Below are 23,556 nucleotides of genomic sequence, written 5' to 3' on the forward strand. Positions count from 1 at the left end.
TCTTCGCCATGATCAAGACCAACCAGCGTTAACAACGCTCGTGATCAATACAGCTAGCGCGTAGCGCCGCGGAAGCGCCGGTAGAGGACGCCACCGCCCAGCAGCAGCCCGGCGGACGCGGGGATCGCGAGGCCGATGCCGTCGGCGCCGGTGTGGGCCAGCGTGGCCCCCTGCGGCACGGGCAGCGCGCGGGAGACCGGGACCGGGGCGGGCGCCGGGTGCGCGGGAGGCGCGACCGGGTGGTGGCGAACCGGCGTGGAGTGGTTCACCGAGGTGTTGCCCACGGCCGGGTTGAGCGCGCCGACGACGCTGACCGAGTTCCCGGAGACGTTGACAGGGAGATCAACGGGGAGCTGGAGGCCGTTGCCCGAGAGCACCCCGGGCGAATCCTTTCCTCGACCTGATGCGGAGGCTCCGCCGGTGCGGCCGGAGTGCTCGGAACCCGCCTTGGCGCCGTGGTGGGCGCCCGAGACGTTGGCGCACGTGTTGCCCGCGCTGGGATTGAGCAGCCCGAGGACGTCGACGGTGTTCCCGCACACGTTGACCGGGACGTTCACCGGAAGCTGCACGGAATTGCCCGCCAGCACGCCTGGGGAGGAGTCAGTGCTGCCGCCTGCGTGGGAGTCCGCGTAGGCGTAGCCGGTCGCGGCCAGCACACCGCCCGTGGCCACCACCGTGACCAGGCCTTTCATGGCGACCCGTCTCATTGGTTTCCTGCCTTCCGGAGGTTGTCGCGGGCCACTCGCCCGCACCGCCATCAACTCCGGAGAGGCCTGATGGGTTATGCCTAATACGCCTTTCACCCCATCGAGTGGCCTGATTATCGATTTGAGTCAACTAAGTGATGTTTGCCGCTTTATGTACCTGTATATACGCACGCGCCAAGGCGCCGCACACCTGGTCGAATAGGTCCGGGGGCGGCCCCTGCCCCGTGTCCGTCCCATGGCAGGATCAAGGACCGGAGGTCGGTGGGGAGTCCCTGGCCGGAGCGGGTCTGGGGGTTGTCGGTGAGCGTGGACGCGGAAGCCCGGGTGCGGGCTGCGGGGCCGGAACCGGCCCTCGCCGGAGTTCGGCGACCCGTCGCCGCCCCGGCGCTCCGCCCGCCCGGCCGAGCCGAACGCAGCCTCAAGAGCTTCGTACGTTTCCTCGGACGAAACCTGCTCCGCGAATTCCGCTCCATCGTCGCCGAGCCCGTACGCGAGCTCGTGCGGCGCGGCCTGTCCGGCATTCTCATCGCGATCCTGGCGTCCGCCGCGGTGCTCTCGCTGCACGCGGTGGACCAGCACCGCACCGGCGCGGTACTGGTGCGGCTCGTCTCGCACGTGCGGGGCGACATCCCGCTCCCGCTCGTGCTGCTGCGTACGCCGCTCTCGCTGTTCGTCCCGGCCCGCGACATGCCCGCTCTGCCGGGCATCCCCGTGCTGTTCCTCGGCTTCGCACTGGCCCAGCTGGTGCTGGGGCGCAGGCGGACCCTGGTGGTGGCGTGCGCCGTGTCGCTGGCGGGCACGCTCAGCGCCCGCGTCATGATCGCGGTGGGGCCCAGGTGGTGGGGGCTGCCGCCCGAGGCCGCCCATGTCGTCGACACGGGTGCCTCCGCCGCCGTGGTGGGCCTCTTCGCCCATATCGCCACGGTGAAGCGGGCGCCCGTCCTGTTCTTCTTCGCGGTCACCCCGACCGTGATCAGATCCTTCGAGAAGCCGAACCTGGCCGGCCGCGAACACATCGTCGCCATCACGTTCGCCGTGGTCCTCGGCTTCCTCGCCACCCGGAAGCCCAAAAAACCGGCACCCGTCGACACCGCTCGTCCGGCCTGAGGCCGAGGCCGCGGCTCATTCGTCCTCGTTGCCGCCACGCGTGCAGGCCACCACACCGGCCACATCGGCGAACCGGGCGGTGAGGACGGCCGGGTCGCCGCGGCCGACCGCCGAGATGAGCACCTCCGCCGGGTCCCCGGTACCGCCCGCCCTCAGCATCTGAAGCCCCCCGACGGCGAACCCGGCGCGCTCGCACTGCTCCATGAGTTCCTGAAGCAGCCCGGGCCGCTGCTCGTACGCGATCCGGAAGGTCGAGGCCACCGACCGCATGGCGGGCAGCCGGTGGGCTATCGGGCGGACCACGTAGGCGGCGACGAAGTACGCGGCGGTCGCCAGGACCGAGAGCAGCGGCAGGCCTGCGGCAGCGGCAGCGCCCACGGCCGCCGTCAGCCAGATCGTGGCCGCCGTCGTGAGGCCCTGGACGGAGCCCCGGTGCACGAAGATCACCCCGGCGCCGATGAAGCCGACCCCCGACACGATCTGCGCCGTCACACGGGACGGGTCGAGCTCGATGGTCCCGGCGTGCAGGACATCGGCGAACCCGTACTTGCTGACCAGCGTGAACAGCGCCGCGCCGACGCCGACCGTGGTGTACGTCCGCAGCCCCGCTGCCTTCTGGCGGATCTCCCGCTCCAGGCCGATGGCCGCGGAGAGCAGGAACGCCAGGCCGAACTCGCCCGCCTGGAGCCAGCCCTGCCCGCTCGGCTCCAGCGCCCCGGCCGCCAGCAGCACCATCCCGTGCCCCTTCCCACGTCAACCGCACGAACAGGCTCTCCCTACCCAGACAGCCACATTCCATGAGGCCCGCCGCTCGGCTCAGCGGCAGCGGAGAGCGGCGTACAGGTCGAGCTTGTGCTCCAGGCGGGAGAGGTCGCGGCCGGTGAGGACCTCGATGCGCTGGATGCGGTAGTGGACGGTGTTCACGTGCAGGTGCAGGGCCTCGGCGGTGCGCGCCCAGGATCCGTTGTGCGCGAGGAAGCACTCCAGGGTCTCCCGGAGCATCTGCGAGGACGTGTTGTCGTCGTCGGCCAGCGGCCCCAGCACGCGGTCGTGGTAGGCGGCCCGGACATCGGAGGGGATACCGGCAAGCAGCCCCTCCAGCGTGGTCAGGTCCTCCACGGAGCCCAGCCTCGCCCCGTCGGGTGCCTTCGAGCGGGCTGCGGTCAGGGCGTACCGGGCGCCGGTCAGGCTGGAGTTGAGCCGGTCCGGCGAGGTCACCTCGGCGCCGATGCCGCCGTGCAGCGGGACCAGCGGTGCACAGGCGTGCACCACGGGCCACAACTCACCCAGTTCCGCGGCCGGTTCGGGCCCACCCTGCACCACGGCCACCACCTCGCCGTGCGGGAGCCGGCCGAGGGCGAACGGCCGGTCGGAGATGTGGCGCAGGGCCTCGGCAAGGGCGTCGGCCGCCGCGCCCTGGTCGGCGTCGGCCTTCGCGGCGGCGGTGACGACGTGGAACGGGCCGCCGTGGGACAGCCCGCAGTCGGTGAGCGCGCCGCGCAGCGCGGAGAGGTCGGGGCTCCTGGCGTCGATGAGCCGGACCAGGTCACCGGCCCGCCGCCGGGCCTCCTTCCTCGCCCGGTCCCGGCCGTACCGGTGGTCGGCGAACACGTCGGCCGTCTCGTGCAGGAGCCGGGGTGGGGCGGTGGCCGCGTCGGCGAGGTGCAGGTACCAGCTGTCGTACGGCGAACTGTCGGTGTCGATGCGCAGGGTGAGGCCGTCGGGCGCGCGGCGCAGCAGCTCCCGGGCCCGCTGCGCCGGGATCGCGGGGGCCTCGGGGGTGCGCGCGACGGTGCGCCCGGTCGGGGTGAGTACATAGCAGTCCGGGGCGCCGAGATGGGCGAGTGCGCGGTCGAGCAGAACGTCGGGTTCCGCGCCCGCCCGGACGAGGTCGCTGAGCTCGCTGCGGACGTTCTCGGGCAGGGCATAGCGGTGCGAGGTGGGCCGCCGGCTGAGGTCGCCCCACTGACGCAGATAGACGGCCTCGGTGATGGCCCGGAAGTTGGTGCGCGAGGGCACGGCGAGCAGCGGAATGCCGTTCTCGCGGCACGACCGGGTCAGCTCGTCGGGCACGGCGCCGTGTGTCTCCTCACCGGCCAGGAGCGCTGCCGCGCCCGCGGTCGCGAGGGCCGAGACGAAACGGCTGATTTTCTCCGTCCCGTTCCCGGGGCTCCACCACACCAGACCGCTGAGCACGACCTCGCCCGGCCGCAGGAAGCGGGTCGGGTCCTCCAGGTCGGTGGCGGTCACCCCGGTGATCTCCCGGACGAGCTGCTGCTCCTCGCCCCAGAGCAGTTCCAGGTCGAGCGATTCGAGACGCAGGAGGTCTTCGACGTGCATGAGTGGCTCCTTGGTGCGGGTGCCGGGCCGTCGGCACCGGTTCTCGCATTCACCAGGTGAATATGAGTTTCTGCATCGTAGATACAAGGCTAGCTGGCCGATACACCTCTTGTTTGATCCTCCAGAGATGACTCGGCCCTCTGGTGGTTTTCCGTGTGACGCACCAGTCGCGCCGGATCGAAATACATTGCTTCACTCCCCCGGCGAACGGGCGGCGGACGGTGCGGATCGAGGGTGTCGGCGCCCCGGGTCGAGGGTGCGGATGCCCCGATGGCCTCAACTCCACTCCGCGCGGCGGAGGTTCCCCGATGAGCGGGGCTTCACAACGGCCCCGAAAACGCCGAAAGCCGCATCGGAATGATCCGATGCGGCTCTGACCTACGACTCTTACAAGTCGGGACGACAGGATTTGAACCTGCGACCCCTTGACCCCCAGTCAAGTGCGCTACCAAGCTGCGCCACGTCCCGATGCCCGTCTGACCTGGGGTTTCCCCCGGCCGGTCGTGCATGAGAACCATACCGCACTCTGGGACCCCGACAGGAACGGGGGACAATCGGCACATGGAGAGTTCGACGCACCGCGATCGTGATGCCGAGGGGCGGGCGCGCAACGCGCGGCCCAGGGACGGGCTCGGCCGGCCGCTGCCCTATGGCGCCGGCGGGGTGGCCCGCCAGCCGGAGGGCGTGACCAGGTCCCCCGAGGAGACGGTGCGGGAGGCGCAGCGGCTCCTCGACGCGGGGATGCCGTTCCACGCCCACGAGGTGTTCGAGGACGCGTGGAAGTCGGGCCCGGCTCAGGAGGAGCCGCTGTGGCGGGGGTTGGCGCAGCTCGCGGTGGGTTTGACGCACGCGGCGCGCGGCAACGCGAAGGGCGGGGCCTCGCTCCTCGATCGCGGCACGGGCTCGCTCGCCACGTACGCGGCGCGCGACGGCGCACCGACCTACGGGATCGATCTGGCCGGGCTCGCCGTATGGGCACGCGCGCTGGCGGACCGGCTGCCGGGCCCCGTGGACGCGGCGGCCGAGGCACCCCGGATCACCCGCTGAGCAGAACTACTTCGAGGGTGCGGGGGCCGTGCACGCCCTCCACCCGGTCGAGTTCGATGTCGCTGGTGGCGGAGGGGCCCGAGATCCAGGTCAGCGGGCGGCGCGGATCGAGCCGGGACATGGCCTGCGGAACGGAGGCGACGATCTGGTCGGGGACCCGTACGACGCAGATGTGGTGGTCCGGCACGAGGGAGATGCGGCGGCGGCCCTGGCCGGGCCCCGCGTCCAGAACGATGGTGCCGGTCTCGGCGATGGCCAGGGCGCAGCCGGTGACGACGCTGTCGACGGCGTCGAGTTCGGCCGCTGTCGAGTCCGGGGTGTCGTCGACGCGTACGGCCGTGGCGCCCGACAGCCACTCCCGCGGCAGCCCGTCCGGCACAAGGACGCTCCCGGAGCCTCGTGCGGCGAGCAACTCGGCGATGAGAGGACCGGCCGCATCCGTGCGGTGCACGACGGCGCGGTAGTCGGCGAGGTTCTCGTGCAGGAGGTCGAGTACGGCCGCCGGGTCGTCCGGGGTGTGGCTCGTCAGGTAGTCGCGGGTGATGGCGGGGGCCGCCGGGGCGTCGGCCACGGCGGCCCGGACCCGGGCCAGGATGCGGTCGCGTGAGCTCATGTGCGGTTCTTCTTCCACCAGTCACGGAAGGGGGCTTCGGGGAGTTCCGGCAGGTCGCGGCTGTCGGTCCAGGCCCTCGCGCCGGGCGGCCGCTCCGGATGCAGCGCCCGGGTCCTCGCGGCCGCCCGCTCCCCCGCCGCCATGACGGCGGGACGGTCCATGGCCCAACTGGCGGCCTTCATCGCCGCCTTCTCCAGGCGGTGCCCCCGCCCGCCCTGGCCCGCGACCTTCTCGCGGAGGTGGACCAGGACCTCCGGGATGTCGATCGCCACCGGGCACACCTCGTAGCAGGCGCCGCACAGCGAGGAGGCGTAGGGCAGCGAGGCGTCGATCTCGCTTGTCGTGCCCCGGAGTTGAGGTGTGAGGATGGCGCCGATGGGGCCCGGGTAGACCGAGCCGTACGCGTGGCCGCCGGCGCGTTCGTACACCGGGCACACGTTGAGGCAGGCCGAGCAGCGGATGCAGCGCAGCGCCTGGCGGCCGATGTCGTCGGCAAGGGCGGCGGTGCGGCCGTTGTCGAGGAGTACGAGGTGGAAGGTCCGGGGGCCGTCGCCGTCGGCGGTGCCGGTCCACATGCTGGTGTACGGGTTCATCCGCTCGGCCGTCGAGGAGCGCGGCAGGGTCTGGAGGAACACCTCCAGGTCCTGCCAGGTGGGGACCACCTTTTCGATGCCGACGACCGAGATCAGGGTCTCGGGGAGGGTCAGACACATGCGGCCGTTGCCCTCGGACTCGAAGACGACCAGGGTGCCCGTCTCGGCGACCATGAAGTTGGCGCCCGAGATGCCCACCTTGGCGCGCAGGAACTTCTCGCGCAGATGCAGTCGGGCCGCCTCGGCGAGGTCGGCGGGCGTGTCGGTCAGCCCGTCGGGGGCGGGCCTGCCCCAACCGCCCATCTTTTCAAGGAAGATGTCGCGGATCTCGCCCCGGTTGCGGTGAATGGCCGGGACGAGGATGTGCGAGGGCCTGTCGTCGCCGAGCTGGACGATGAGCTCGGCGAGGTCGGTCTCGTAGGCGCGGATGCCTTCCACGGCGAGCGCCTCGTTGAGGCCGATCTCCTGGGTGGCCATGGATTTCACCTTGACCACCTCGCTCTCACCGGTGGCCTTGACCAGGCCGGCGACGATCCGGTTGGCCTCGTCCGCATCGGCGGCCCAGTGGACGACGCCTCCGGCCGCGGTGACCGATTCCTCCAGTTGTACGAGGTAGCGGTCGAGGTGGCGGAGGGTGTCGTCCTTGATGCGTTTGCCCGCCTCGCGCAGTTGCTGCCAGTCGGCGAGCTCGGCGACCGCTTTGGCGCGCTTGTCGCGGATGGTGTGGGTGGCGTGGCGCAGATTGCCGCGCAGGGTGGTGTCGCGTACGGCGTCGCGGGCCGCCCGGGGGAACGCCGGCATGCCGACGAAGGTGCCGCTCATACGTGGGGCTCCGCTTCCGTGCTGCCCAGGATCTCGGCGATGTGCAGGACCCGCAGCGGGGCGTCCTGGCGGTGGAGGATGCCACCGATGTGCATCAGGCAGGAGTTGTCGGCACCGCACAGCACCTCGGCTCCGGTGGCGGCGGCGTTGCGCACCTTGTCGGTGCCCATCGCCGCCGAGACGTCCGGGTTCTTGACGGCGAAGGTGCCGCCGAAACCGCAGCACTCCTCGGCGCCGGGCAGTTCGCGCAGCTCCAGGCCCTTGACCGCGTCAAGGAGCCTGCGCGGCCGGTCGCCCAGACCGAGCAGGCGCAGGCCGTGGCAGGAGGGGTGGTAGGTGACGGTGTGCGGGAAGTACGCGCCGACGTCGGTCACGCCGAGTACGTCGACGAGGAACTCGGTCAGCTCATACATACGCGGCACGAGGGATTCCGCGGCCTCGGCCAGGTCGGCGCCCCGCCGCTGCGCGGCGGCCCTGCGGGCGATGCGGGGGTAGTTGTCGCGGACCATCGCCGCACACGAGCCGGAGGGGGTGACGATGTGGTCGTAGCCCTTGAAGACCCGGCCCATCCGGCGCACCAGGGGCTCGGTCTCGCGCCGGTAGCCCGTGTTGAACTGCGGTTGCCCGCAGCACGTCTGCCCGGCCGGGAAGTCGACCTCGACCCCGAGCCGTTCGAGCAGCTTCACCGTCGCGATGCCGGTGGCCGGGTACACCGCGTCATTGACGCAGGTGACGAAGAGTGCGACTCGCATGGTCGGAGGATATGCCGCGCGAGTGGTTCAGGGTAGGACCGTGATCAGCTGACATTGCGGGCGAATCGGGGCATGTGTTCCGGAAGCCGGTCCGCAGACATCGGACAACTCCCTTGTGTTCAGGGCCAGTTGATACTGGACTCACCACACCAGCGGAAGTTCCTCCGGCGAGCGGTGGATCATCGTGGGGCGCATGACGACGGGTCTCTCCTCGGCCAGGCGCAGTCCTGGCAGCCGCGTCGTCAGGAGTTCCAGGGCGACCCGGAGCTGTTCGCGGGCCAGGCCGGAGCCCGGGCAGCCGTGCACGCCGTACCCGAAAGCGAGGTGGCGCGCGGGCGGGCGGGTGATGTCGAAGACGTCGGGGCGTTCATGGCGGCTCGGGTCGCGGTTGGCGGAACCGTACGCCACGAACACCACGGCTCCGACGGGGAGTTCGGTGCCGGACAGGACGACCGGGCGGGTGGTGATGCGGCGGAAGCCCTGGATCGGGCTGTCGTAGCGGGCGGCCTCCTCGACGGCGGCCGGGATCAACTCGGGCTTCTGGCAGAGGAGTTCCCACTGTGTGGGGTGGTGCATCAGGTGCAGCAGCGTCGAGCCGATCAGGGCGCTCGTGGTGAGGTGCCCGGCGAGCAGGAAGTTCTGCAGATGGGCGACCATCTCGTGGCGCTCGTCCAGCGTGAGCTCGCTGGCGGGCGACTCGCCGCCCGGCGCGAGTGCGCTGGTCAGCGACGTGCACAGGTCGTCCTGGGGCCGGGCGTGCCGTGCCCTTACGTAGGTGTCGAGGAGGTGCTGCATCTCGACGACGTCGCGGGCCGCCGCGAGCTGGTCCTTCTCGGACATCGGCCGGAAAAGGAGCTGCTCGGCGCGGTAGCCGCCGTGCACGACGAGCGGGACGTCCGCCTCGTCGAGGCCGACCAGGCGGCCGATGACCTGGCCGGGCAGTCTGAGCGCGAACTCCGCCATGAGGTCGGCCGAGCCACGGTCCGCGAAGGCGTCGATCAGCGCGGTGGCGCGCTCCACCGCGTACGGCACGACCGCGGCGACGCGCGCGGGCGAGAGGCCGTGCACGACCGGGGCGCGCAGCCGCTGGTGCAGGGCCCCGTCCGAGCTGACCACGACGGGACGGCCGCCGAATCCGCGGCCCATCTCGGCGAGCACCGTCGGCCCCGGCAGGACGTCGGGGCGCAGCACGTTGGCGGAGGAGAACGCCTCTGGGCGGCGCAGGACTTCGCGTACGTCCGCGTCCCGGGCCACCAGCCAGGCGTCGAGCTCCGGCACGAAGGTCAGCCCTTCGGCGTGCCGGGCCCGCGCATAGTGCGGATAGGGGTCGCGCTGCAGCGCGTCGAGCCGAGCGTGCTCATGCCTGTCCACAGGCCCATCGTCTACGACGTCCGGCCACATCGGAAGAGCGCCGTAGGGGCAGAACGTGGCGCTTTCGCCGCCGGGACCCTGCCGGGGGCCCGGCGGCGGGCGCGTACACCTCAGGCGGTCCGGTCGAGCACCCCGATGAGGCGGGTGACGGTCGCGGCCATCGCCTGGCGGCCCACCGTCAGATAGGTGCGGGCGTCCACCGCCTCGGGGTGGGCGGCGAGATAGGCGCGGATCGCGTCGGTCATGGCGATGTTCAGCGCGGTGCCGATGTTGACCTTGGCGATGCCGCCGGCCACCGCGGCCGACAGGGCGTCGTCCGGAACGCCGGACGAACCGTGCAGGACCAGCGGCACCCGCAGCGCGTCGTCGAGCCTGGCGAGGAGGGCGTGGTCCAGTTCGGCGGTGCGCGAGGTCATGGCGTGGACGCTGCCGATGGCGACGGCGAGCGCGTCGACACCCGACTCGGCGACGAACTGCCGCGCCTCGTCGGGGTCGGTGCGCGCACCGGGCGCGTGCGCGTCGAGCGGCGCCTTGCCGTCCTTGCCGCCGACCTCCCCCAACTCGGCCTCGATCCAGAGCCCTTGGGTGTGCGCCCAATCGGCGGCGGCCCTCGTCGCGGCCAGGTTCTCCTCGTACGGCAGATGGGCCGCGTCGTACATCGCGGAGCTGAACCCGGCGTCGGCGGCCTGGCGCAGGAGTTCGTCCTGCTTGACGTGGTCGAGGTGGAGCGCGACCGGTACGGAGGCGGCTTCGGCGGCCGCCGCGGCGGCGCGGGCGAGCGGCAGGACCCGGCCGTAGCGGAACTTGACCACGTTCTCGCTGACCTGGAGGACGACCGGCGATTTGGCGGCCTCGGCGCCCGCGATGACGGCCTCGGCGTGTTCCAGCGTGATGATGTTGAAGGCCGCGACGGCGCGGCGTTTGGCGGCGGCATCGGCGACGAGTGTGCCGGTCCGGGCGAGTGGCATCAGTGCTTCCCCTTCACCTGTGTCACGTAGTCCTGCGCCTGTGTCACGTAGTTCGCTGTCACGCGGTCGCGCCCGCTCACGCGCCGTCGAGGATGACGGAGCGGGTGAGGTGGCGCGGCCGGTCCGGGTCGAGTCCGCGGGCGGCCGCGACGGCGACGGCGAGGCGCTGGGCGCGGACGAGTTCAGCGAGCGGGTCGAGGCGGCCCTCGATCCACAGGGCGCCGGTGGCGGCCACCTGCTCGGCCAGGCCCTCGGGGGCTTCGCCGAACATCCAGGTGGCGGTCGTGGTGGTGGAGATGCTGATGGGGCCGTGGCGGTACTCCATGGCCGGGTAGGCCTCGGTCCAGGACAGTGACGCCTCGCGCATCTTGAGGGCGGCTTCCTGGGCGAGGCCGTTGGTCCAGCCGCGGCCGAGGAAGCTGAACTGGGTCGATGCCACGAGGCCTTCGGGCAGCGGCTCGGCGAGCGCGGTGCGGGCGTCGGCGACGGCCTGCTCGGTGTGCAGCCCGAGGTGGGCGCGGAGCAGCGTGAACGCGGTGGTGGCGAAGCGGGTCTGGACGACCGACTCCTCGTCCGCGAAGTCGAGCACCACGATGTCGTCGGCGGCCCGCATCACCGGCGTGTCGGGGTCGGCCGTGACGGCGGTGGTGCGGGTTCGGCCGCGCACCGCCGCGAGGAGGTCGAGCACCTCGGTGGTGGTGCCGGAGCGGGTCAGGGCGACGACTCGGTCGTAGCTGCGCGCGGCGGGGAATTCGGAGGCGGCGAAGGCGTCGGTCTCACCCAGGCCCGCGCTCTCGCGGAGCGCGGCGACGGCCTGCGCCATGAAGAAGGAGGTGCCGCAGCCGACGACGGCGACGCGCTCGCCGGGGGCCGGCAGGGCGTCCTTGTGCTGGACGGCCAGTTCGGCCGCCCGCTTCCAGCATTCGGGCTGACTGCTCAGTTCGTTCGCGACATGGCTCATGCCGGGCTCCCACCCTCTGAAATCTGACACTCTCTGGATCTGACGCGCCACATGCTTGTTTCTGCAAAATATAGCTCGCTTTCGAGCACAATCAAGCATCTAGCCGTGCGCTAAGGTCATTACGGACGGTTACCGGTACGAAGAATGGAGGGCGCGGATGTCTCGCGATGCCCGCTGGCAGGCGCTCCTCGAACTGCTCGTGGAGCAGGGCCGCCTGGACGTCGACGAGGCGGCGACCGCCCTCGGGGTCTCGGCCGCGACGATCCGCCGCGACTTCGACCAGCTCGCCGAGCAGCAGATGCTGGTGCGCACCCGGGGCGGCGCGCTCGTCCACGGCGTCTCCTACGAGCTGCCGCTGCGCTACAAGACGGCGCGCCAGGCCTCGGAGAAGCAGCGCATCGCGAAGGCGGTGGCGGATCTGGTCGCCCCGGGCGAGGCGGTCGGCCTGACGGGCGGCACCACGACGACAGAGGTCGCACGCGCACTGGCCGTGCGGCCCGAACTGGCCACCGGTTCACCGGCGTTGACGATTGTCACCAACGCGCTCAACATCGCGAACGAGCTCGCGGTACGGCCGCAGTTCAAGATCGTGGTGACGGGCGGGGTGGCCCGCCCCCAGTCGTACGAGCTCACGGGGCCGCTCGCGGGCGGGGTGCTGAACCAGATCACGATGGACGTGGCGGTGCTCGGCGTCGGCGCCTTCGACGTGACACACGGGGCCTCGGCCCACGACGAGGACGAGGCCGGCATCAACCGGCTCCTGTGCGAGCGAGCCGAACGGGTCGTGGTGGCCGCGGACTCCACGAAACTGGGCAAGCGGACGTTCGCCCGGATCTGCGCGACGAGCCAGGTGGGCACGCTTGTGACGGACACGGCGGTGCCCGAGGAAATGGTGGCCGCGTTCACGGAGGCGGGGGTGACGGTGCTGGCGGTCTGAGCACCCACGGCCATGACGCCCCATCAACTGAGGCGCTCGCGCTACGAGTTGGAACCAGCCCGGGCTCTGAGCACGGGCAGGGATGAGCACCCCAGGGGGCGCGGGGAACTGCGGTCCAGCCACGCACGGTCCGCGGCCGAAGTGCGTGAGGAACGCGCCGCCGGACGTGCGGCATGGACCCGTCGGGGGCGGGCGCGTCAGCCGATCCTCAGCGCGGGGAAGATGACCGAGTCCAGCAGCCCGAGCAGCGCGTCCTCCCCCTGGAAGCGGTCCTCGAAGAGCCGCTCGACGCGCAGCATGCCCATGATCATGGGCGCGACGTACCCGATCGCCGGGTTGTCCGCGGCCACCTCGCCCCGCTCGACCCCCCGCCGCAGCATCGCGTCCAGCGCGGCGATCTCCGGGTTCAGAACGGTCTCGCGCAGGGCTTCGCGCAGGTCGGGGTGCTTGATGTAGGCCTGGCCGACGGCTTCCATCAGCGCCGTGTCGGGGCCCTCGCGCCGGCCGGCCACGCGCGCCGCCGCACGCAGATCCCCGACGAGGGTGCCGGTGTCGATGCCGGTGAAGAACGAGCAGCGCTTCGCGCCCAGCGCCGCCGTCACGAGCACCGGCTTGCTCTTCCACTGCCGGTACAGCGTGGCCTTGCCGCACTTGGTGCGCGCGGCCACCCCCTCCATGGTCACGGAGTCGTAGCCGCCCTCTCTGAGCATGTCGAGCACCGCGTCGTACAGCTCCAGCTCACGCTCGGGGCTGATCTTGCTGCGGCGGGCAGCGGCCGTGGCGGCCTGCGTCGACATCGTTCCCTCCGGAGAAAAACAAGGGGTGCTCCTGCACGTACGAGAGTAGGCTCCGCTCAATCGAGACGCAAACGTATCGAGACGTTTGCGTCTCGATGAGTTTCGATCTAGCCTTCCTACGTTTGCTTGTCTTTTTTCCATGTATCGATCCAGGTTCAAAGGGGCCGGAGAATGTTTGCCGGTATAACCACGGGGACGCGTCGCCAGACCCGTCCCGCCGGACCGGAGACGACCGCTTCCCGGCCGCCCCTGGTGCGCGAGCTGCTGCTCGTGACCGCGCTCTTCCTCGTCTACAAGTTCGGCCGTCAGCTGGCGAACGGGCACGAGGCGAGGGCGTTCGACAACGCCGACCGCGTATGGAGCTGGGAGCGCGCGCTGCACCTGCCCGGCGAGGGCTCCGTTCAGCATCTGCTGCTGCACGGCGACACCCTCGTCAAGGCGGCCAACACCTTCTACGCGACGGTGCACTTCCCGGCCACGGTGGCCTTCCTGGTCTATCTGTACCTGCGCCGCCCGGGGCACTACCTGCGGTCGCGCCGGGTGCTCGCGGGGCTCACCGCCGCCGCCCTTGTGCTGCACATCACGGTCCCGCTCGCCCCGCCGCGCATGCTCACCACGGCCGGACTCGTCGACACCGCACAGGTCTACGGGCCCTCCGTGTACGCGGCGACGCCGGACAACGACGCCATGGCGAACCAGTTCGCCGCGATGCCCTCGCTGCACTTCGGCTGGGCACTGATGGTCGCGATCGGCCTGATCATGGCGACCCGGAGCCACTGGCGCTGGCTGTGGCTGCTGCACCCGGCGCTCACCCTGCTCGTGGTCGTCGGCACCGCGAACCACTACTGGCTGGACGCGGTCGTGGCCACCGCGCTCCTGGCGGCGGTCCTCTACTTCGTACCGGCGCCGAAGCGGCTCACAAGGTTGCCTGCGGCATCCAAGGCGGCCCGGCAGGCACCCGCCCCGCAGCAGACGGCCGTCCCCGAACCCGCGCTCGCCTCCCAGCAGGCACCCGCGCCCCAGCTCTCCGAGGCCGTGCGATGAACGAATCCGCGCTGCTCGCCATCCTGCTCTCGCTCGCCTCGGCCGCCGGCTACGCGCTGGCCGCCGTCGGCCAGTCCCGGCTCGCCGCTCAAGGCGGCGGCGGTATCGGCCAGTTGCTCACCCGCCCGCTGTGGTGGTGGGCGGTCGGCCTCAACGCGGCCGGCGCCCTCATGCACGTGGCCGCGCTCCACTACGGCCCGCTCACCCTCGTCCAGCCGCTGGGCGCGCTCACCCTGGTGGCCGCGCTGCCGCTCTCCGCGTACTACGAGCGGCGCCGCGTCACCCGGCGCGAGTGGCGCGGCGCGGCCTGGACGCTGGCCGGGCTCACCGGTCTGATCGCGGTCACCGGCCCCGCGAGCCCCGGCGACGCACTCAGCCTGCGCGAGGCGCTCGCGATCGCCGCGGCCACCGCGCTGCTGCTCGCCTTCCTCGTACGGGCCGGGGCGCACTCCGCACGCGGCGGCGGCCTCGGCCATGCCACCGCGTCCGGCGTCGCCTCGGGTGTCGCGTCCGCGCTGACCCAGACCGTCACCGCGTCGCTGGCCCGCGAACTGCCCGGGGGCCCGCTCAACTGGTGGCAGACCACCCTGCTCGCGGTGCTCGTCGCGACCTTCGCGGTCGGCGGGCTTCTGCTCTCGCAGGCGGCCTATCGCGGTGGCCTCGCCGCCCCGCTCGCCGTGGTGAACCTCGCCAACCCGGCGGCGGCCGCGGTGATCGGGGTCGCGCTGCTCGGCGAGAGCTTCCACGGCGGGCCGCTCGGCTGGCTGATCGCCGCCGCATCGGCGGGCGTCGCGGCCCGCGGCGTGATCATGCTGACCGGCGCCACGCCCGAGGACCTCCCCGCGCCTGTGCCCGCGCCCCTGCCCACCGACCTGTCGGCCCCCGAGCCGGCCGTCCGCATCACCGCCTGAGGCACGCGCCTCAGACATCCAGCGTGATCGCGTTCTTGGCGCGCTCGACGGATTCCTCGGCGGCCGGACCTCCCGGGTTCTCCGTGGCCAGTGCCTGGTTGGCCTCGACGAAGGGCCGCAGGCGCGCCTCGTACTCCGCGAAGGCCGCACGGTGCTCACCGCCCGTGCGGCCCAGCGCGTCCGCGAGGACGTACGCGCCGACCAGCGCGAGGCTGGTGCCCTGGCCGGAGAGCGGCGAGGCGCAGTACCCGGCGTCGCCGAGCAGCACGGCCCGCCCGCGCGACCAGTGGTCGAGCCGGATCTGGGCCATGGCGTCGGAGTAGAAGTCGGGCGCCTCCCGGAGCGCCTTCAGGAGCCGCGGCGTCTCCCAGCGCAGCGCGCCCATCCGCTCGGCGACCTCCCGCCTCAGCGCTTCGGGATCCCGGTTCGCGGGGTCGAACGGGCCGGACGCGAAGCCGAAGGTGACCCTCAGCTCGCTGTTGTCGCGCACCGGGTAGATCCCGTACCCGGCGTCGCCGTCGCGCTGCCAGAGCTGCCAGTTGTCCAGGCCGAGGAAGTTCTCCGCGCTGAAGATCGCGAGATGCGTGCCGAGGTGGTGCAGGAAGTCCGCCTCGGGCCCGAAGACGAGCCCGCGCACAGCCGAGTGGAGCCCGTCGGCCCCCACCACGAGGTCGAACGTGCGGGACGCGCCGTGCTCGAACTCGACGCCCACGCCGTGCTTGTCCTGGTCCAGTGCGGTGACGCGGTCCCCATAGATGAACTCGGCCTGTTCCTGGGCGAGTTGCTCCAGCATGCCGACGAGGTCCTCACGCAGCAGCTCGACGTCACCGCTGTCGAGGCGGCCACTGCTGAAGGTGGCCTCGGTGGACCGGTGGAGCTCATGGCCGTCGGCGTCGAGCATGGACATGCCCCGCATGCGGGTGGCCGCCGCGCGCACCGGGCCGAGCAGCCCCATCCGCTCCACGACGTCGAGCGCCACTCCCCTGATGTCCACGGCCTGGCCGCCCGGCCGCAGCGCCGGGGCGCGCTCCACGACGGTCGGCGCGAACCCGCCCCGACGCAGCCAGTGGGCGAGCGAGCAGCCGGCGACTCCGGCACCGGAGATGAGGACGGTCTTCATGGCGGACTCCTTGATGGGCGCGATGAGGGAGATGGGACTACGAATACGACGTACGCGTCGTGAATGTACGGCGTACTCACACGCCTGCCAACTGGCCTTTTATCACGGCTGAACTAGGACAGAAGGCGCCCCGGACCGCCTCCCCGCTGCTAGCCTCTGCACTAGTACAGGCAGCATGGCCGCCCAAAAAACTTCGCGGCCGCCGAGGGGAAGGACGTACAGGCATGGCCGTGCAGAGCGAACCGCCCTATCTGCGGATCGCCGCCGAGATCCGGCGGCGCATCACGAGCGGCGAGCTCGCGCCGGGCGACCGGGTGCCCTCGACGCGAGGGATCGTCAAGGAGTGGGGTGTCGCCCTCGCGACGGCCACCAAGGCGCTCACCACCCTGCGGCTCGAAGGGTTCGTGGAGACGCTCCCCCGGGTCGGCACCGTGGTGAGCGACCGCGCCCCGGCGCCGCCGGTGAAGGCGCGCACGCAACCCGAGCACGATCTGACGCGCGAGCGGATCGTGCGCGCAGCCATGGACATCGCCGACACCGAGGGCCTGGCCGCGCTGTCCATGCGCGGGGTGGCGGCCCGGCTCGGGGTCGCCGCGATGTCGCCGTACCGGCATGTCGGCAGCAAGGACGACCTGGTGCTCCTGATGGCCGACGCGGCGTTCGGTGAGGCCCGCTATCCGGCCGTGCCGCCGGACGGCTGGAGGGCCCGGCTCGAACTCGGCGGCCGGACACTCTGGTCCCTGTTCCGCAAGCACCCATGGCTCGCCCAACTCGCCCCGCTCACCCGCCCGTTGCTGCTTCCCCACCTCATGACGCACGCCGAGTGGGCGCTGGCCGCGCTCGACGGGCACGGGCTCGACCCGGTCACCATGATGGACGTGCACGTGCTCCTGTACGGCTATGTGCAGGGGCTCGCGGTCGGCCTGGAGCAGGAGGCGCAGGCGGCGGCCACCACCGGGGTGAGCGAGGACGGGTGGATGGAGCAGCAGGCCGCCGCGCTCAACTCCCTTGTGGTGTCCGGGAGATACCCGGTGTTCAGCCGCGTCACGGCGGCGCTGGCGGACGGGTACGAGCTGCGCTTCGACGAGCTCTTCGAGTTCGGGCTCGGCCCGCTGCTCGACGGCTTCGCGGCCGTGATCGAGGGCGGCCGACCCGGGCCGGCCGCCCTCACGACGCCCGTCAGGCGTTGACGTCCACGACCGTGCGGCCGCGCACCTGACCGGCCAGGATGCGCTGCGCCACGGAGGGCACCTCGTCGAGACCGACGACCGTGGTCATCCTCTCCAGGCTCGCCAGATCCAGATCGCGGGCGAGGCGTTCGTACGCCCTGATCCGGCGCTCCATGGGTGCCTGTACGGAGTCGATGCCGGCCAGCGTCACCCCGCGCAGGATGAACGGCATCACGGAGCCCGGCAGGTCGAGGCCCTGGGCGAGGCCGCAGCAGGTGACGGTGCCGCCGTAGCAGGTGCCCGCGAGGACGTTGACCAGGGTGTGGCTGCCCACCGAGTCGACGGCCCCGGCCCAGCGCTCCTTGCCGAGCGGGCGGCCGGGCTCGGAGAGTTCGGCGCGGTCGATGATCTCGGCGGCGCCGAGTTCGTGCAGGTAGCCGGCCTCGGCGGGCCGCCCGGTGGAGGCGAGCACCCGGTAGCCGAGCCGGGCCAGGAGTGCCACGGCGACCGATCCGACACCGCCCGCGGCGCCGGTGACGAGCACGTCGCCGCTCGCCGGGGTGAGGCCCGCGTCTTCGAGGGCGAGCACGCTGAGCATCGCGGTGTATCCGGCGGTGCCGATCGCCGCCGCCTGGGGGTGGTGAGCCCGGCGGGCAGCGGGACCAGCCAGTCGCCGCTGACCCTGGCCTTCTGCGCGAAGCCGCCGTCGTGCCGCTCACCGACGCCGTAGCCGTTGAGCACCACCTTGTCGCCGGGTGCGAACGAGGCGTGGGTGGACGACTCGACGGTGCCCGCGAAGTCGATGCCGGGCACCAGCGGATACGACTTCACGATGCCCTTGTCGGCGAGCGCGAGGCCGTCCTTGTAGTTCACGGTCGAGTAGTCCACGACGACGGTCACATCGCCCTCGTGGAGTTCGCTCTCCTCCAGGGTGACGGTCTCGGCCCGGTGGCCCTGCTCGTCCTTGGTCACACGGATGGCGCGGAATGACATCGAATCGATCTCCTGGCGGTCGGGGGCCTGTGCGGCAGTGAGTCGATCTTGCCTCAGCCTCCGCTGCGCGCGTGCGGAGGGGCCGCACCGGACGGCTCACGGCACGGCCCCCGATCCGGTGGCGGACGGTCAGGTCACGCGATCTCGACGGAGAAGCCGTGCCCGGTGGGCTGCGACGGCGTCTTCACCTCCGTCACTCCGGTCGCGGCATCGACGTACCAGCCCGAGCCGGCCGCGGCGAGCTCCGCCGCGGAGCCGTACCGGTGCAGCCGGTTCCCGCCGAGGGCGACGCGCGCGGGAGCCGCCTTGGTGTGGACGGTGAAGCGGTACGAGCGGGTGGCCGGCTTGCCCTGGTAACTCCCCACGCTGGCACCGACGTCGACGACCGAGGCACGTCCGGCCGAGGTGACCTGCACCCGCTGGGTGGCCGAGGCGCCCTGGGCGAACTGACGGGTGACGCCGTCGTCCTCGTACAGGGTGTAGGAGGACGTGCCGAGCTGCGGGTAGATGTCGTAGTCCAGCTCGCCCTTGTCCCTGGTTTGCCAGGACGTGGTGCCCTTGGGCCACATCGGCACGATCGAGCCGCCCTTCACGAACAGCGGGAGCGTGTCGAGCGGAGCCGCGTAGTTGTCGATGGTCGTCGGGCCCTGGTAGGTCTTGCCCGTCCAGTAGTCGGTCCAGGTGCCCTTGGGCAGATAGATGCCGCTGCGGACACTGGTGTCGCTGTAGACGGGGGCGACCAGGAAGTCGGGCCCGGCCAGGAACTCGTACTTGGCGTTCGCGCCCAGGGTGCCCGGGTCGTCCGGGTACTCCAGGGAGAGCGGGCGGACCGCGCCGACGCCGGTCTTGGTGGCGTCCTTGGAGAGCCCGTACATGTACGGGATGAGCCGCTCCTTCAGCTGGAGGTACTTGCGGTTGATGGAGGCGTACGGCTCGCCGTCGAGCCAGGGCTGCTGGTCGGCGGCCTTGCCGGTGGTGAGGTCCTTGGCCCAGCCGTCCATCGTCATGATGGCGGGCAGGAACGCCTTCCACTGGAGGTCGCGGGTGTACATCTTCGGGTCGTGGCCGAAGATGCTGCCGACGTCGCCCGTGTTGTACGCGATGCCGGAGAGCGTGGCGCCCGCGTAGGTGGGGATCTGCCAGCGCAGGTAGTCCCAGCTGAGCTTCTGGTCGCCGCTCCACAGGACGCCGCAGCGCTGCGCGCCGGACCAGGAGACGGGCAGCCACACGAAGCCGCGCGCGTCGCTGTTGTCCTCGATGCCGGCCTTCGCCTGGTCGCAGGCGTTCAGGGCGAAGCCGTAGCCGTTGCCGACCCAGGCGACGTCCAGTTTCGCGACGCGCTGGCCCGCCTTGACCTGGTCGGCGAGCTTGTCGAGGCCGTCCTGCGTCCACAGGCCGAGCTGGGCGTTGTGCGCCTGGAGGCCCTTGCCCGTCTCGGGGAGGTTCTCGTAGCCGCAGCCGTACCCGTCGTTGACGAGCATCCAGCCGAGCGGCATCTGGTTCTGCGTGTAGCCGTCGGCGACCTTGAGCGCGTCCAGGGTGTGCCGCTCGCCCCGGTTGGCGTTGTGCAGATAGCAGTCGGAGTCGCCCGGTTCGAGTCCGTACACCGGCGGCATGAACGGCTTGCCGACCAGGGAGGTGTACTTGCCGATCACGGACTTCACGTCACCGGTGAAGTAGTAGGCGTCCAGGCGCCGTTCCTGCTGCCCGGTGCGCACCCGGGGCCCGAAGTCGTACACGCCGGGCGCGAAGGTGTTGCGGAAGACGGCGTATCCGGCGGAGGAGATGTAGAAGGGCTGGGAGTTGTTCCAGCCGCCCTCGTTCCAGTTGGTGTTGTTGCCTACGTTCATGACCTGGTCGCGGTGCGAGAAGCTGCCGTTCTGCTCGCCGCCGCCGAAGAACTGCTCGTCGGCGCCGCGCGTCAGGCTCTGGCGCATGCCGCCGGAGGTCCAGCGCAGCGGGTCGGCCTCCGACCAGACCACGGTCTTGTTGTCGCCCTTGTAGAGCGCGAAGCGGAGCGGCTTCTTGTACACGCGCAGGACGACGTCCTTGCTGCGGATACCGTAATAGGCGCCCGTGTCGAAGGACTTGGTGTCCTTCTGCGGCTTTGGCTGAGTCTGGATCATGTGGCTGCCGGGCGGGTCGGTGAACGTCCCGTCCGGGGCGGCGCGCAGCCTCAGCGTGTCGTCGGCGAGGAAGTCGGCGCGGGCCTTGAGCGCCCCCGCGGCGATGTCGTAGGTGCCGTCCTTGCCTCCGAAGGAGGTGAGGCTCCCGGCGTCGGTCGGCTCGGGCAGATAGGCCTTGCCCGTGAACGAGTTGTGGTGCACGTCGTACGGGACGACGACCACGTGGTACGTGCCCGACGCCTTCGGGATGACGGTCGCCTCGGGGTCCGCGGTGCCCGCGCTGGAGGCGACCTGCTTGCCCGCGTCGTCGTAGATGTACAGGTCGAAGTCGTCGGTGGGGGTGGCCCATTGGACGGAAACGGGCACACCGCCCTCCGGGTTGTCGTCCCACTGGCCGGCCGGCGGCTTCACGGTCAGGTCGAAGCGGGCGCAGACGGCGCCGTCCGGGTCCTGCGCGGGCGGCGGGCACTTGTCGGGCGAGTCGACCGTGCCCTTCTCATAGACCGGGCTCTGCCAGGTCAGGGACTTGGTGCCGCTGTCCAGGACGCCGCCGGGCGGCGTCGCGGCCTCGGCGTGTGCGGCGGGGACGGCCAGGGCGGTGAGACCGAGCGCGAGCGCCGAGAACACGGCGACGGCGGGCCTTCGGGGCGGGTGGGAGCGATGCCAGGGGGTCCGCAAGGGTTCGTTCTCCGTTCGTACCGAGCAACAGCCGGGCGCGGCGTGCGCGTTCATGCTTGGAACAGTGGAGTTTCGAGCATCAAGATTCACTGTGGGCCGGGTACATGTCAACGCCTGGGGCGCTTGAGGTACTGGAGGCCTCGACAGAAATGGCGGTTTCACGACACGGGCGACGCCAGGATGGCGCAGAACCGGCCGATCACAACCGGCCCCCGACCAGGCATCCACGGCTCGCCGCACTCCGGCCCACAGGCTTCCGCTTCATCCACCCCGGACCCAGGGCCCGTTGCGGCGATCACGCACTGTCCGGATTCCGGTTCCAGCTTTCCGGATGATCAAAAACGTTCAGAAAGAGACAGATCCGGGCGGCTTGAATGACGGAGGGGCAAAGGAAACCGCCATCGCGGTTTGTTAGCTTGATCGGGTCGCTGTGCGCCACCACCAACACCGTGCGCACCCATCCACCGACGGGGGTAAAACCGCCATGTCCGTTTCCCTTTCCAGACCTCTCCCAGCCGCCAACCACCCGGCTCACGAGCCGAGTTCACAACAGAAGCCAGGACCGTCGAACGGCCGGCGCCGCGCACACGAACCCGCGATGGACGGCCTGCGCGCGCTCGCCATGCTGATGGTGGTCTGCCTGCACCTGGGCCAGTGGACCGGAAGCCTGATCGACGACAAGGGCAGGCCCGGGCCGCTCGCCCGGGTGCTCAACGGCTTCGACGTTTCGGTTCCGCTCTTCTTCGTCATCAGCGGCTACCTGCTCTACCGGCCGTGGGCCGCCGCGGCCCTGACGGGTCGCAGGGCTCCGCGGGCGGCGGACTACTACTGGCACCGATTAATCCGGATCATGCCCGCGTACTGGCTGCTCATCATCACCTCGCTCCTGGTCTTCGACCGCGAGCGCCTGGGTGACGGCTGGCGCATCGTGCGGCTGCTCACCGTGCAGCACGTCGAGCACTGGACGGATCTGCGGGTGGATCCGGGCAGTGTGAGCGACTGGGCGCAGACCTGGAGCCTCGCCACCGAGGTGCACTTCTATCTCGCGCTGCCGCTCATCGCGTTCGTGCTGCACCGCGCACTGTCCTCGCGGCACGGAGTACGCCTCGCCCTCGCACTGCTGGCCGGTGTGGTGGCGCTCGACCTGGCGTGGCTCGTCGACAGCAGCCCCGCGAGCCTCCAGGGCCCCACGGGTCTGTGGTGGCTGTGCGGCTATGTGGGGTTCTTCGCGGTCGGCATGGCGCTGGCCGTGCTCGTCGCCCACATCGACCACTCCGGGCAACTGCCCTCGCCCGTACGCTTCGTCATCCGCCACCCGTGGGTGTGCTGGGTGGCGGCGGCCGTCGCGTTCGCGCTGCTCAACACCCCGCTGGCGGGCGGCCTCAGCGCCCCCGCCGACCAACTGGAGGCCGCCTTCCGTTACGTCGCCGACCTCACCGTGGTCGTCGGCCTCGCGGCACCGCTGGTGTTCGCCCGCGCGAGCGGACCGGCGCGACTGCTGTCCCACCCGGTGCTCGCCTGGCTCGGGGGCATCTCGTACGGGATCTTCCTGTGGCACCTGATCGTGCTGCAGGTGACCGTGCGCGACGTGCTGGGGATGCACTACGCCCAGCCGGGGACGGGCGCGTTCTTCGTACTGCTGCCGTTCGTCCTGCTGCTCTCGGTCGCCGCGGGCTGGGCCTCGCACCAACTGGTCGAAGCGCCGGTCGTCCGCCGATTCCGCAGACGCCCAAGGGGGTAGCGGTCGTACGTCGCCGGCCCCTTCCTCCGCTGCGGAAGCGGCGGGCAGGGGCCGGCGGCGGCCGTCACGGCAGGACGAACCAGTCCATCCCGAGCGCCGCGGCGAGGCCCACCACGAGCAGCCAGGAACCAAGGCGGGTGCGCCCGTTGCGGCTCAGCTCGATGACCACGCCGCACAGGATCAGCGCGAGCCCGTACACCCCGACGACGAGCACGGAGGACCGCGTCGCAAGCCGCACGACGAGGATCACCCCCATCGCCGCCATGAGCACCCCGGCGGCGACCATGCGGATACGGCGCGCCTGCCGCGGGGCCATGCCGTGCCGCTCGGAGTCGTCGGCGGAGTCGTCGACGGGCTCCTCGGCGGGTTCGCCGGAAGGCTCTGGGTCGTCCAAGTTCTTGGCGGAATCCAGCAGTTGCTGGCTCTTAGGCAGCTCGGCGGGCGTGGAGGGGGCATCGTCCCCGGCGGCCCCGCCGACCTTCGCGCCCTCGGCGGCTTCGGCGGCTTCGGCACCCTGCTCCTGCGGAGCCCGCTCGGCCGGGGGCCGGCTGGGGGCCTGGTTCGGTACCGACGCTTCCGTCGCGCGGGACGCACTCCGCGCCTTCGGGGTCGCGTCCACCGCTTGTTCCTGATCCGAGGTGCTCATGAGCCCGGATCGTAATCGCTTCCCCCGTTACGGTGTTCCATCCAGGTCACGGCCGCGCCACACCTCGACGTGAGTCCACTCACAAGCCGTCACCTGCGGGTTGCGCACGGGAC

21 protein-coding genes, 1 tRNA gene and 1 pseudogene are annotated in these 23,556 nt (G+C 71.3%); 7 read left to right on the forward strand and 16 right to left on the reverse strand.

Features of this window, described 5'->3' with window-relative positions:
* Positions 1-53: 53 nt before the first annotated feature.
* Positions 54-707, reverse strand: a complete 654-nt coding sequence (locus ABD346_RS37430) for a chaplin (RefSeq protein ID WP_344380784.1) — start codon at positions 705-707, stop codon at positions 54-56.
* 261 nt (positions 708-968) lie between these two features.
* On the opposite strand from ABD346_RS37430, the gene ABD346_RS37435 reads away from it, so the two are divergent.
* Positions 969-1,814 carry a hypothetical protein gene (locus ABD346_RS37435; RefSeq protein WP_344380785.1) on the forward strand — a complete coding sequence of 282 codons (846 nt, stop codon included), beginning with the start codon at positions 969-971 and terminating at the stop codon, positions 1,812-1,814.
* Positions 1,815-1,829: 15 nt separating this feature from the next.
* Here ABD346_RS37435 and ABD346_RS37440 read toward each other — a convergent pair whose 3' ends face one another.
* The 3 genes from ABD346_RS37440 to ABD346_RS37450 all read right to left on the reverse strand — a co-directional run bounded on the left by ABD346_RS37440 (position 1,830) and on the right by ABD346_RS37450 (position 4,622).
* Complete coding sequence (locus tag ABD346_RS37440) at positions 1,830-2,549, reverse strand: MgtC/SapB family protein (RefSeq protein WP_344380786.1); 720 nt, start codon at positions 2,547-2,549, stop codon at positions 1,830-1,832.
* Between the two features lie 81 nt (positions 2,550-2,630).
* On the reverse strand, positions 2,631-4,154 hold the full coding sequence (locus ABD346_RS37445) for a helix-turn-helix domain-containing protein (RefSeq protein ID WP_344380787.1): 1,524 nt from the start codon (positions 4,152-4,154) through the stop codon (positions 2,631-2,633).
* A 394-nt stretch (positions 4,155-4,548) separates the two neighbouring features.
* Positions 4,549-4,622 (reverse strand) — tRNA-Pro (locus ABD346_RS37450).
* Positions 4,623-4,715: 93 nt separating this feature from the next.
* Here ABD346_RS37450 and ABD346_RS37455 point away from each other — a divergent pair.
* Positions 4,716-5,201 (forward strand): DUF309 domain-containing protein, encoded by a 486-nt coding sequence (locus ABD346_RS37455; protein WP_344380788.1) that lies wholly within the window; start codon positions 4,716-4,718, stop codon positions 5,199-5,201.
* Here the strand turns inward: ABD346_RS37455 and ABD346_RS37460 are convergent.
* From ABD346_RS37460 to ABD346_RS37485, 6 genes are all read right to left on the reverse strand, one after another.
* A complete protein-coding gene (locus ABD346_RS37460; protein WP_344380789.1) occupies positions 5,191-5,814 on the reverse strand; it encodes a LutC/YkgG family protein in 624 nt (207 codons plus the stop codon). The two genes, ABD346_RS37455 and ABD346_RS37460, sit on opposite strands and share 11 nt — an antisense overlap.
* Entirely contained in the window at positions 5,811-7,229 is a 1,419-nt protein-coding gene (locus tag ABD346_RS37465; protein ID WP_344380790.1) for a LutB/LldF family L-lactate oxidation iron-sulfur protein, read from the reverse strand. The genes ABD346_RS37460 and ABD346_RS37465 overlap by 4 nt, the downstream gene beginning before the upstream one ends.
* Positions 7,226-7,981 (reverse strand): (Fe-S)-binding protein, encoded by a 756-nt coding sequence (locus ABD346_RS37470; RefSeq protein ID WP_344380791.1) that lies wholly within the window; start codon positions 7,979-7,981, stop codon positions 7,226-7,228. Before ABD346_RS37470 ends, ABD346_RS37465 begins: the two co-directional genes overlap by 4 nt.
* 141 nt (positions 7,982-8,122) lie before the next feature.
* Positions 8,123-9,352, reverse strand: a complete 1,230-nt coding sequence (locus tag ABD346_RS37475; RefSeq protein WP_344380792.1) for a cytochrome P450 — start codon at positions 9,350-9,352, stop codon at positions 8,123-8,125.
* Between the two features lie 110 nt (positions 9,353-9,462).
* Complete coding sequence (locus tag ABD346_RS37480) at positions 9,463-10,320, reverse strand: class II fructose-bisphosphate aldolase (protein WP_344380793.1); 858 nt, start codon at positions 10,318-10,320, stop codon at positions 9,463-9,465.
* A gap of 76 nt (positions 10,321-10,396) precedes the next feature.
* Positions 10,397-11,281: an SIS domain-containing protein gene (locus ABD346_RS37485; protein WP_344380794.1), complete on the reverse strand. Its 885-nt coding sequence runs from the start codon at positions 11,279-11,281 to the stop codon at positions 10,397-10,399.
* A 157-nt stretch (positions 11,282-11,438) separates the two neighbouring features.
* Between ABD346_RS37485 and ABD346_RS37490 the strand changes: the two genes are divergently transcribed.
* Positions 11,439-12,218: a DeoR/GlpR family DNA-binding transcription regulator gene (locus ABD346_RS37490; RefSeq protein WP_344380795.1), complete on the forward strand. Its 780-nt coding sequence runs from the start codon at positions 11,439-11,441 to the stop codon at positions 12,216-12,218.
* A gap of 197 nt (positions 12,219-12,415) precedes the next feature.
* On the opposite strand, the gene ABD346_RS37495 is transcribed toward ABD346_RS37490, so the two are convergent.
* A complete protein-coding gene (locus tag ABD346_RS37495) occupies positions 12,416-13,015 on the reverse strand; it encodes a TetR/AcrR family transcriptional regulator (RefSeq protein ID WP_344380796.1) in 600 nt (199 codons plus the stop codon).
* Positions 13,016-13,186: 171 nt separating this feature from the next.
* On the opposite strand from ABD346_RS37495, the gene ABD346_RS37500 reads away from it, so the two are divergent.
* Together ABD346_RS37500 and ABD346_RS37505 are read left to right on the forward strand one after the other, a co-directional pair.
* Positions 13,187-14,059 (forward strand): phosphatase PAP2 family protein, encoded by an 873-nt coding sequence (locus ABD346_RS37500; RefSeq protein WP_344380797.1) that lies wholly within the window; start codon positions 13,187-13,189, stop codon positions 14,057-14,059.
* Entirely contained in the window at positions 14,056-14,970 is a 915-nt protein-coding gene (locus ABD346_RS37505; protein ID WP_344380798.1) for a DMT family transporter, read from the forward strand. The genes ABD346_RS37500 and ABD346_RS37505 overlap by 4 nt, the downstream gene beginning before the upstream one ends.
* Before the next feature lie 10 nt (positions 14,971-14,980).
* Here ABD346_RS37505 and ABD346_RS37510 read toward each other — a convergent pair whose 3' ends face one another.
* Positions 14,981-16,090, reverse strand: a complete 1,110-nt coding sequence (locus ABD346_RS37510; protein WP_344380799.1) for an FAD-dependent monooxygenase — start codon at positions 16,088-16,090, stop codon at positions 14,981-14,983.
* A gap of 224 nt (positions 16,091-16,314) precedes the next feature.
* Between ABD346_RS37510 and ABD346_RS37515 the strand changes: the two genes are divergently transcribed.
* Positions 16,315-17,280 carry a TetR/AcrR family transcriptional regulator C-terminal domain-containing protein gene (locus ABD346_RS37515; RefSeq protein ID WP_344380800.1) on the forward strand — a complete coding sequence of 322 codons (966 nt, stop codon included), beginning with the start codon at positions 16,315-16,317 and terminating at the stop codon, positions 17,278-17,280.
* On the opposite strand, the gene ABD346_RS37520 is transcribed toward ABD346_RS37515, so the two are convergent.
* From ABD346_RS37520 to ABD346_RS37530, 3 genes and pseudogenes are all read right to left on the reverse strand, one after another.
* Positions 17,270-17,857, reverse strand: coding sequence for a zinc-binding dehydrogenase (locus ABD346_RS37520; RefSeq protein ID WP_344380801.1), 588 nt, complete (start codon positions 17,855-17,857; stop codon positions 17,270-17,272). The genes ABD346_RS37515 and ABD346_RS37520 overlap by 11 nt on opposite strands.
* A 113-nt stretch (positions 17,858-17,970) precedes the next feature.
* Positions 17,971-18,252, reverse strand: a pseudogene (locus tag ABD346_RS37525) (alcohol dehydrogenase catalytic domain-containing protein); the annotation flags it as partial.
* A 134-nt stretch (positions 18,253-18,386) separates the two neighbouring features.
* Entirely contained in the window at positions 18,387-20,579 is a 2,193-nt protein-coding gene (locus tag ABD346_RS37530) for a glycoside hydrolase family 31 protein (protein ID WP_381226525.1), read from the reverse strand.
* Positions 20,580-21,654: 1,075 nt separating this feature from the next.
* Here ABD346_RS37530 and ABD346_RS37535 point away from each other — a divergent pair.
* The gene (locus tag ABD346_RS37535) at positions 21,655-22,797 is read left to right on the forward strand and encodes an acyltransferase family protein (protein WP_344380802.1); all 1,143 of its coding nucleotides are present in this window, start codon (positions 21,655-21,657) and stop codon (positions 22,795-22,797) included.
* Between the two features lie 64 nt (positions 22,798-22,861).
* On the opposite strand, the gene ABD346_RS37540 is transcribed toward ABD346_RS37535, so the two are convergent.
* On the reverse strand, positions 22,862-23,443 hold the full coding sequence (locus ABD346_RS37540; RefSeq protein WP_344380803.1) for a DUF308 domain-containing protein: 582 nt from the start codon (positions 23,441-23,443) through the stop codon (positions 22,862-22,864).
* Positions 23,444-23,556 lie beyond the last annotated feature (113 nt).

The sequence above is a fragment of the Streptomyces mauvecolor genome (assembly GCF_039532965.1).
Classification (GTDB): domain Bacteria; phylum Actinomycetota; class Actinomycetes; order Streptomycetales; family Streptomycetaceae; genus Streptomyces; species Streptomyces violascens.

Bases quoted from the DNA above. Each gene is read 5' to 3' on its own strand.
- ABD346_RS37535 (WP_344380802.1), top strand. From the start codon at position 21,655: ATGGACGGCCTGCGCGCGCTCGCCATGCTGATGGTGGTCTGCCTGCAC.
- ABD346_RS37490 (WP_344380795.1), top strand. From the start codon at position 11,439: ATGTCTCGCGATGCCCGCTGGCAGGCGCTCCTCGAACTGCTCGTGGAG.
- ABD346_RS37510 (WP_344380799.1), bottom strand. From the start codon at position 16,090: ATGAAGACCGTCCTCATCTCCGGTGCCGGAGTCGCCGGCTGCTCGCTC.
- ABD346_RS37520 (WP_344380801.1), bottom strand. From the start codon at position 17,857: ATGCTCAGCGTGCTCGCCCTCGAAGACGCGGGCCTCACCCCGGCGAGC.
- ABD346_RS37455 (WP_344380788.1), top strand. From the start codon at position 4,716: ATGGAGAGTTCGACGCACCGCGATCGTGATGCCGAGGGGCGGGCGCGC.
- ABD346_RS37505 (WP_344380798.1), top strand. From the start codon at position 14,056: ATGAACGAATCCGCGCTGCTCGCCATCCTGCTCTCGCTCGCCTCGGCC.
- ABD346_RS37470 (WP_344380791.1), bottom strand. From the start codon at position 7,981: ATGCGAGTCGCACTCTTCGTCACCTGCGTCAATGACGCGGTGTACCCG.
- ABD346_RS37540 (WP_344380803.1), bottom strand. From the start codon at position 23,443: ATGAGCACCTCGGATCAGGAACAAGCGGTGGACGCGACCCCGAAGGCG.
- ABD346_RS37445 (WP_344380787.1), bottom strand. From the start codon at position 4,154: ATGCACGTCGAAGACCTCCTGCGTCTCGAATCGCTCGACCTGGAACTG.
- ABD346_RS37500 (WP_344380797.1), top strand. From the start codon at position 13,187: ATGTTTGCCGGTATAACCACGGGGACGCGTCGCCAGACCCGTCCCGCC.
- ABD346_RS37515 (WP_344380800.1), top strand. From the start codon at position 16,315: ATGGCCGTGCAGAGCGAACCGCCCTATCTGCGGATCGCCGCCGAGATC.
- ABD346_RS37480 (WP_344380793.1), bottom strand. From the start codon at position 10,320: ATGCCACTCGCCCGGACCGGCACACTCGTCGCCGATGCCGCCGCCAAA.
- ABD346_RS37495 (WP_344380796.1), bottom strand. From the start codon at position 13,015: ATGTCGACGCAGGCCGCCACGGCCGCTGCCCGCCGCAGCAAGATCAGC.
- ABD346_RS37430 (WP_344380784.1), bottom strand. From the start codon at position 707: ATGAGACGGGTCGCCATGAAAGGCCTGGTCACGGTGGTGGCCACGGGC.
- ABD346_RS37485 (WP_344380794.1), bottom strand. From the start codon at position 11,281: ATGAGCCATGTCGCGAACGAACTGAGCAGTCAGCCCGAATGCTGGAAG.
- ABD346_RS37465 (WP_344380790.1), bottom strand. From the start codon at position 7,229: ATGAGCGGCACCTTCGTCGGCATGCCGGCGTTCCCCCGGGCGGCCCGC.
- ABD346_RS37460 (WP_344380789.1), bottom strand. From the start codon at position 5,814: ATGAGCTCACGCGACCGCATCCTGGCCCGGGTCCGGGCCGCCGTGGCC.
- ABD346_RS37440 (WP_344380786.1), bottom strand. From the start codon at position 2,549: ATGGTGCTGCTGGCGGCCGGGGCGCTGGAGCCGAGCGGGCAGGGCTGG.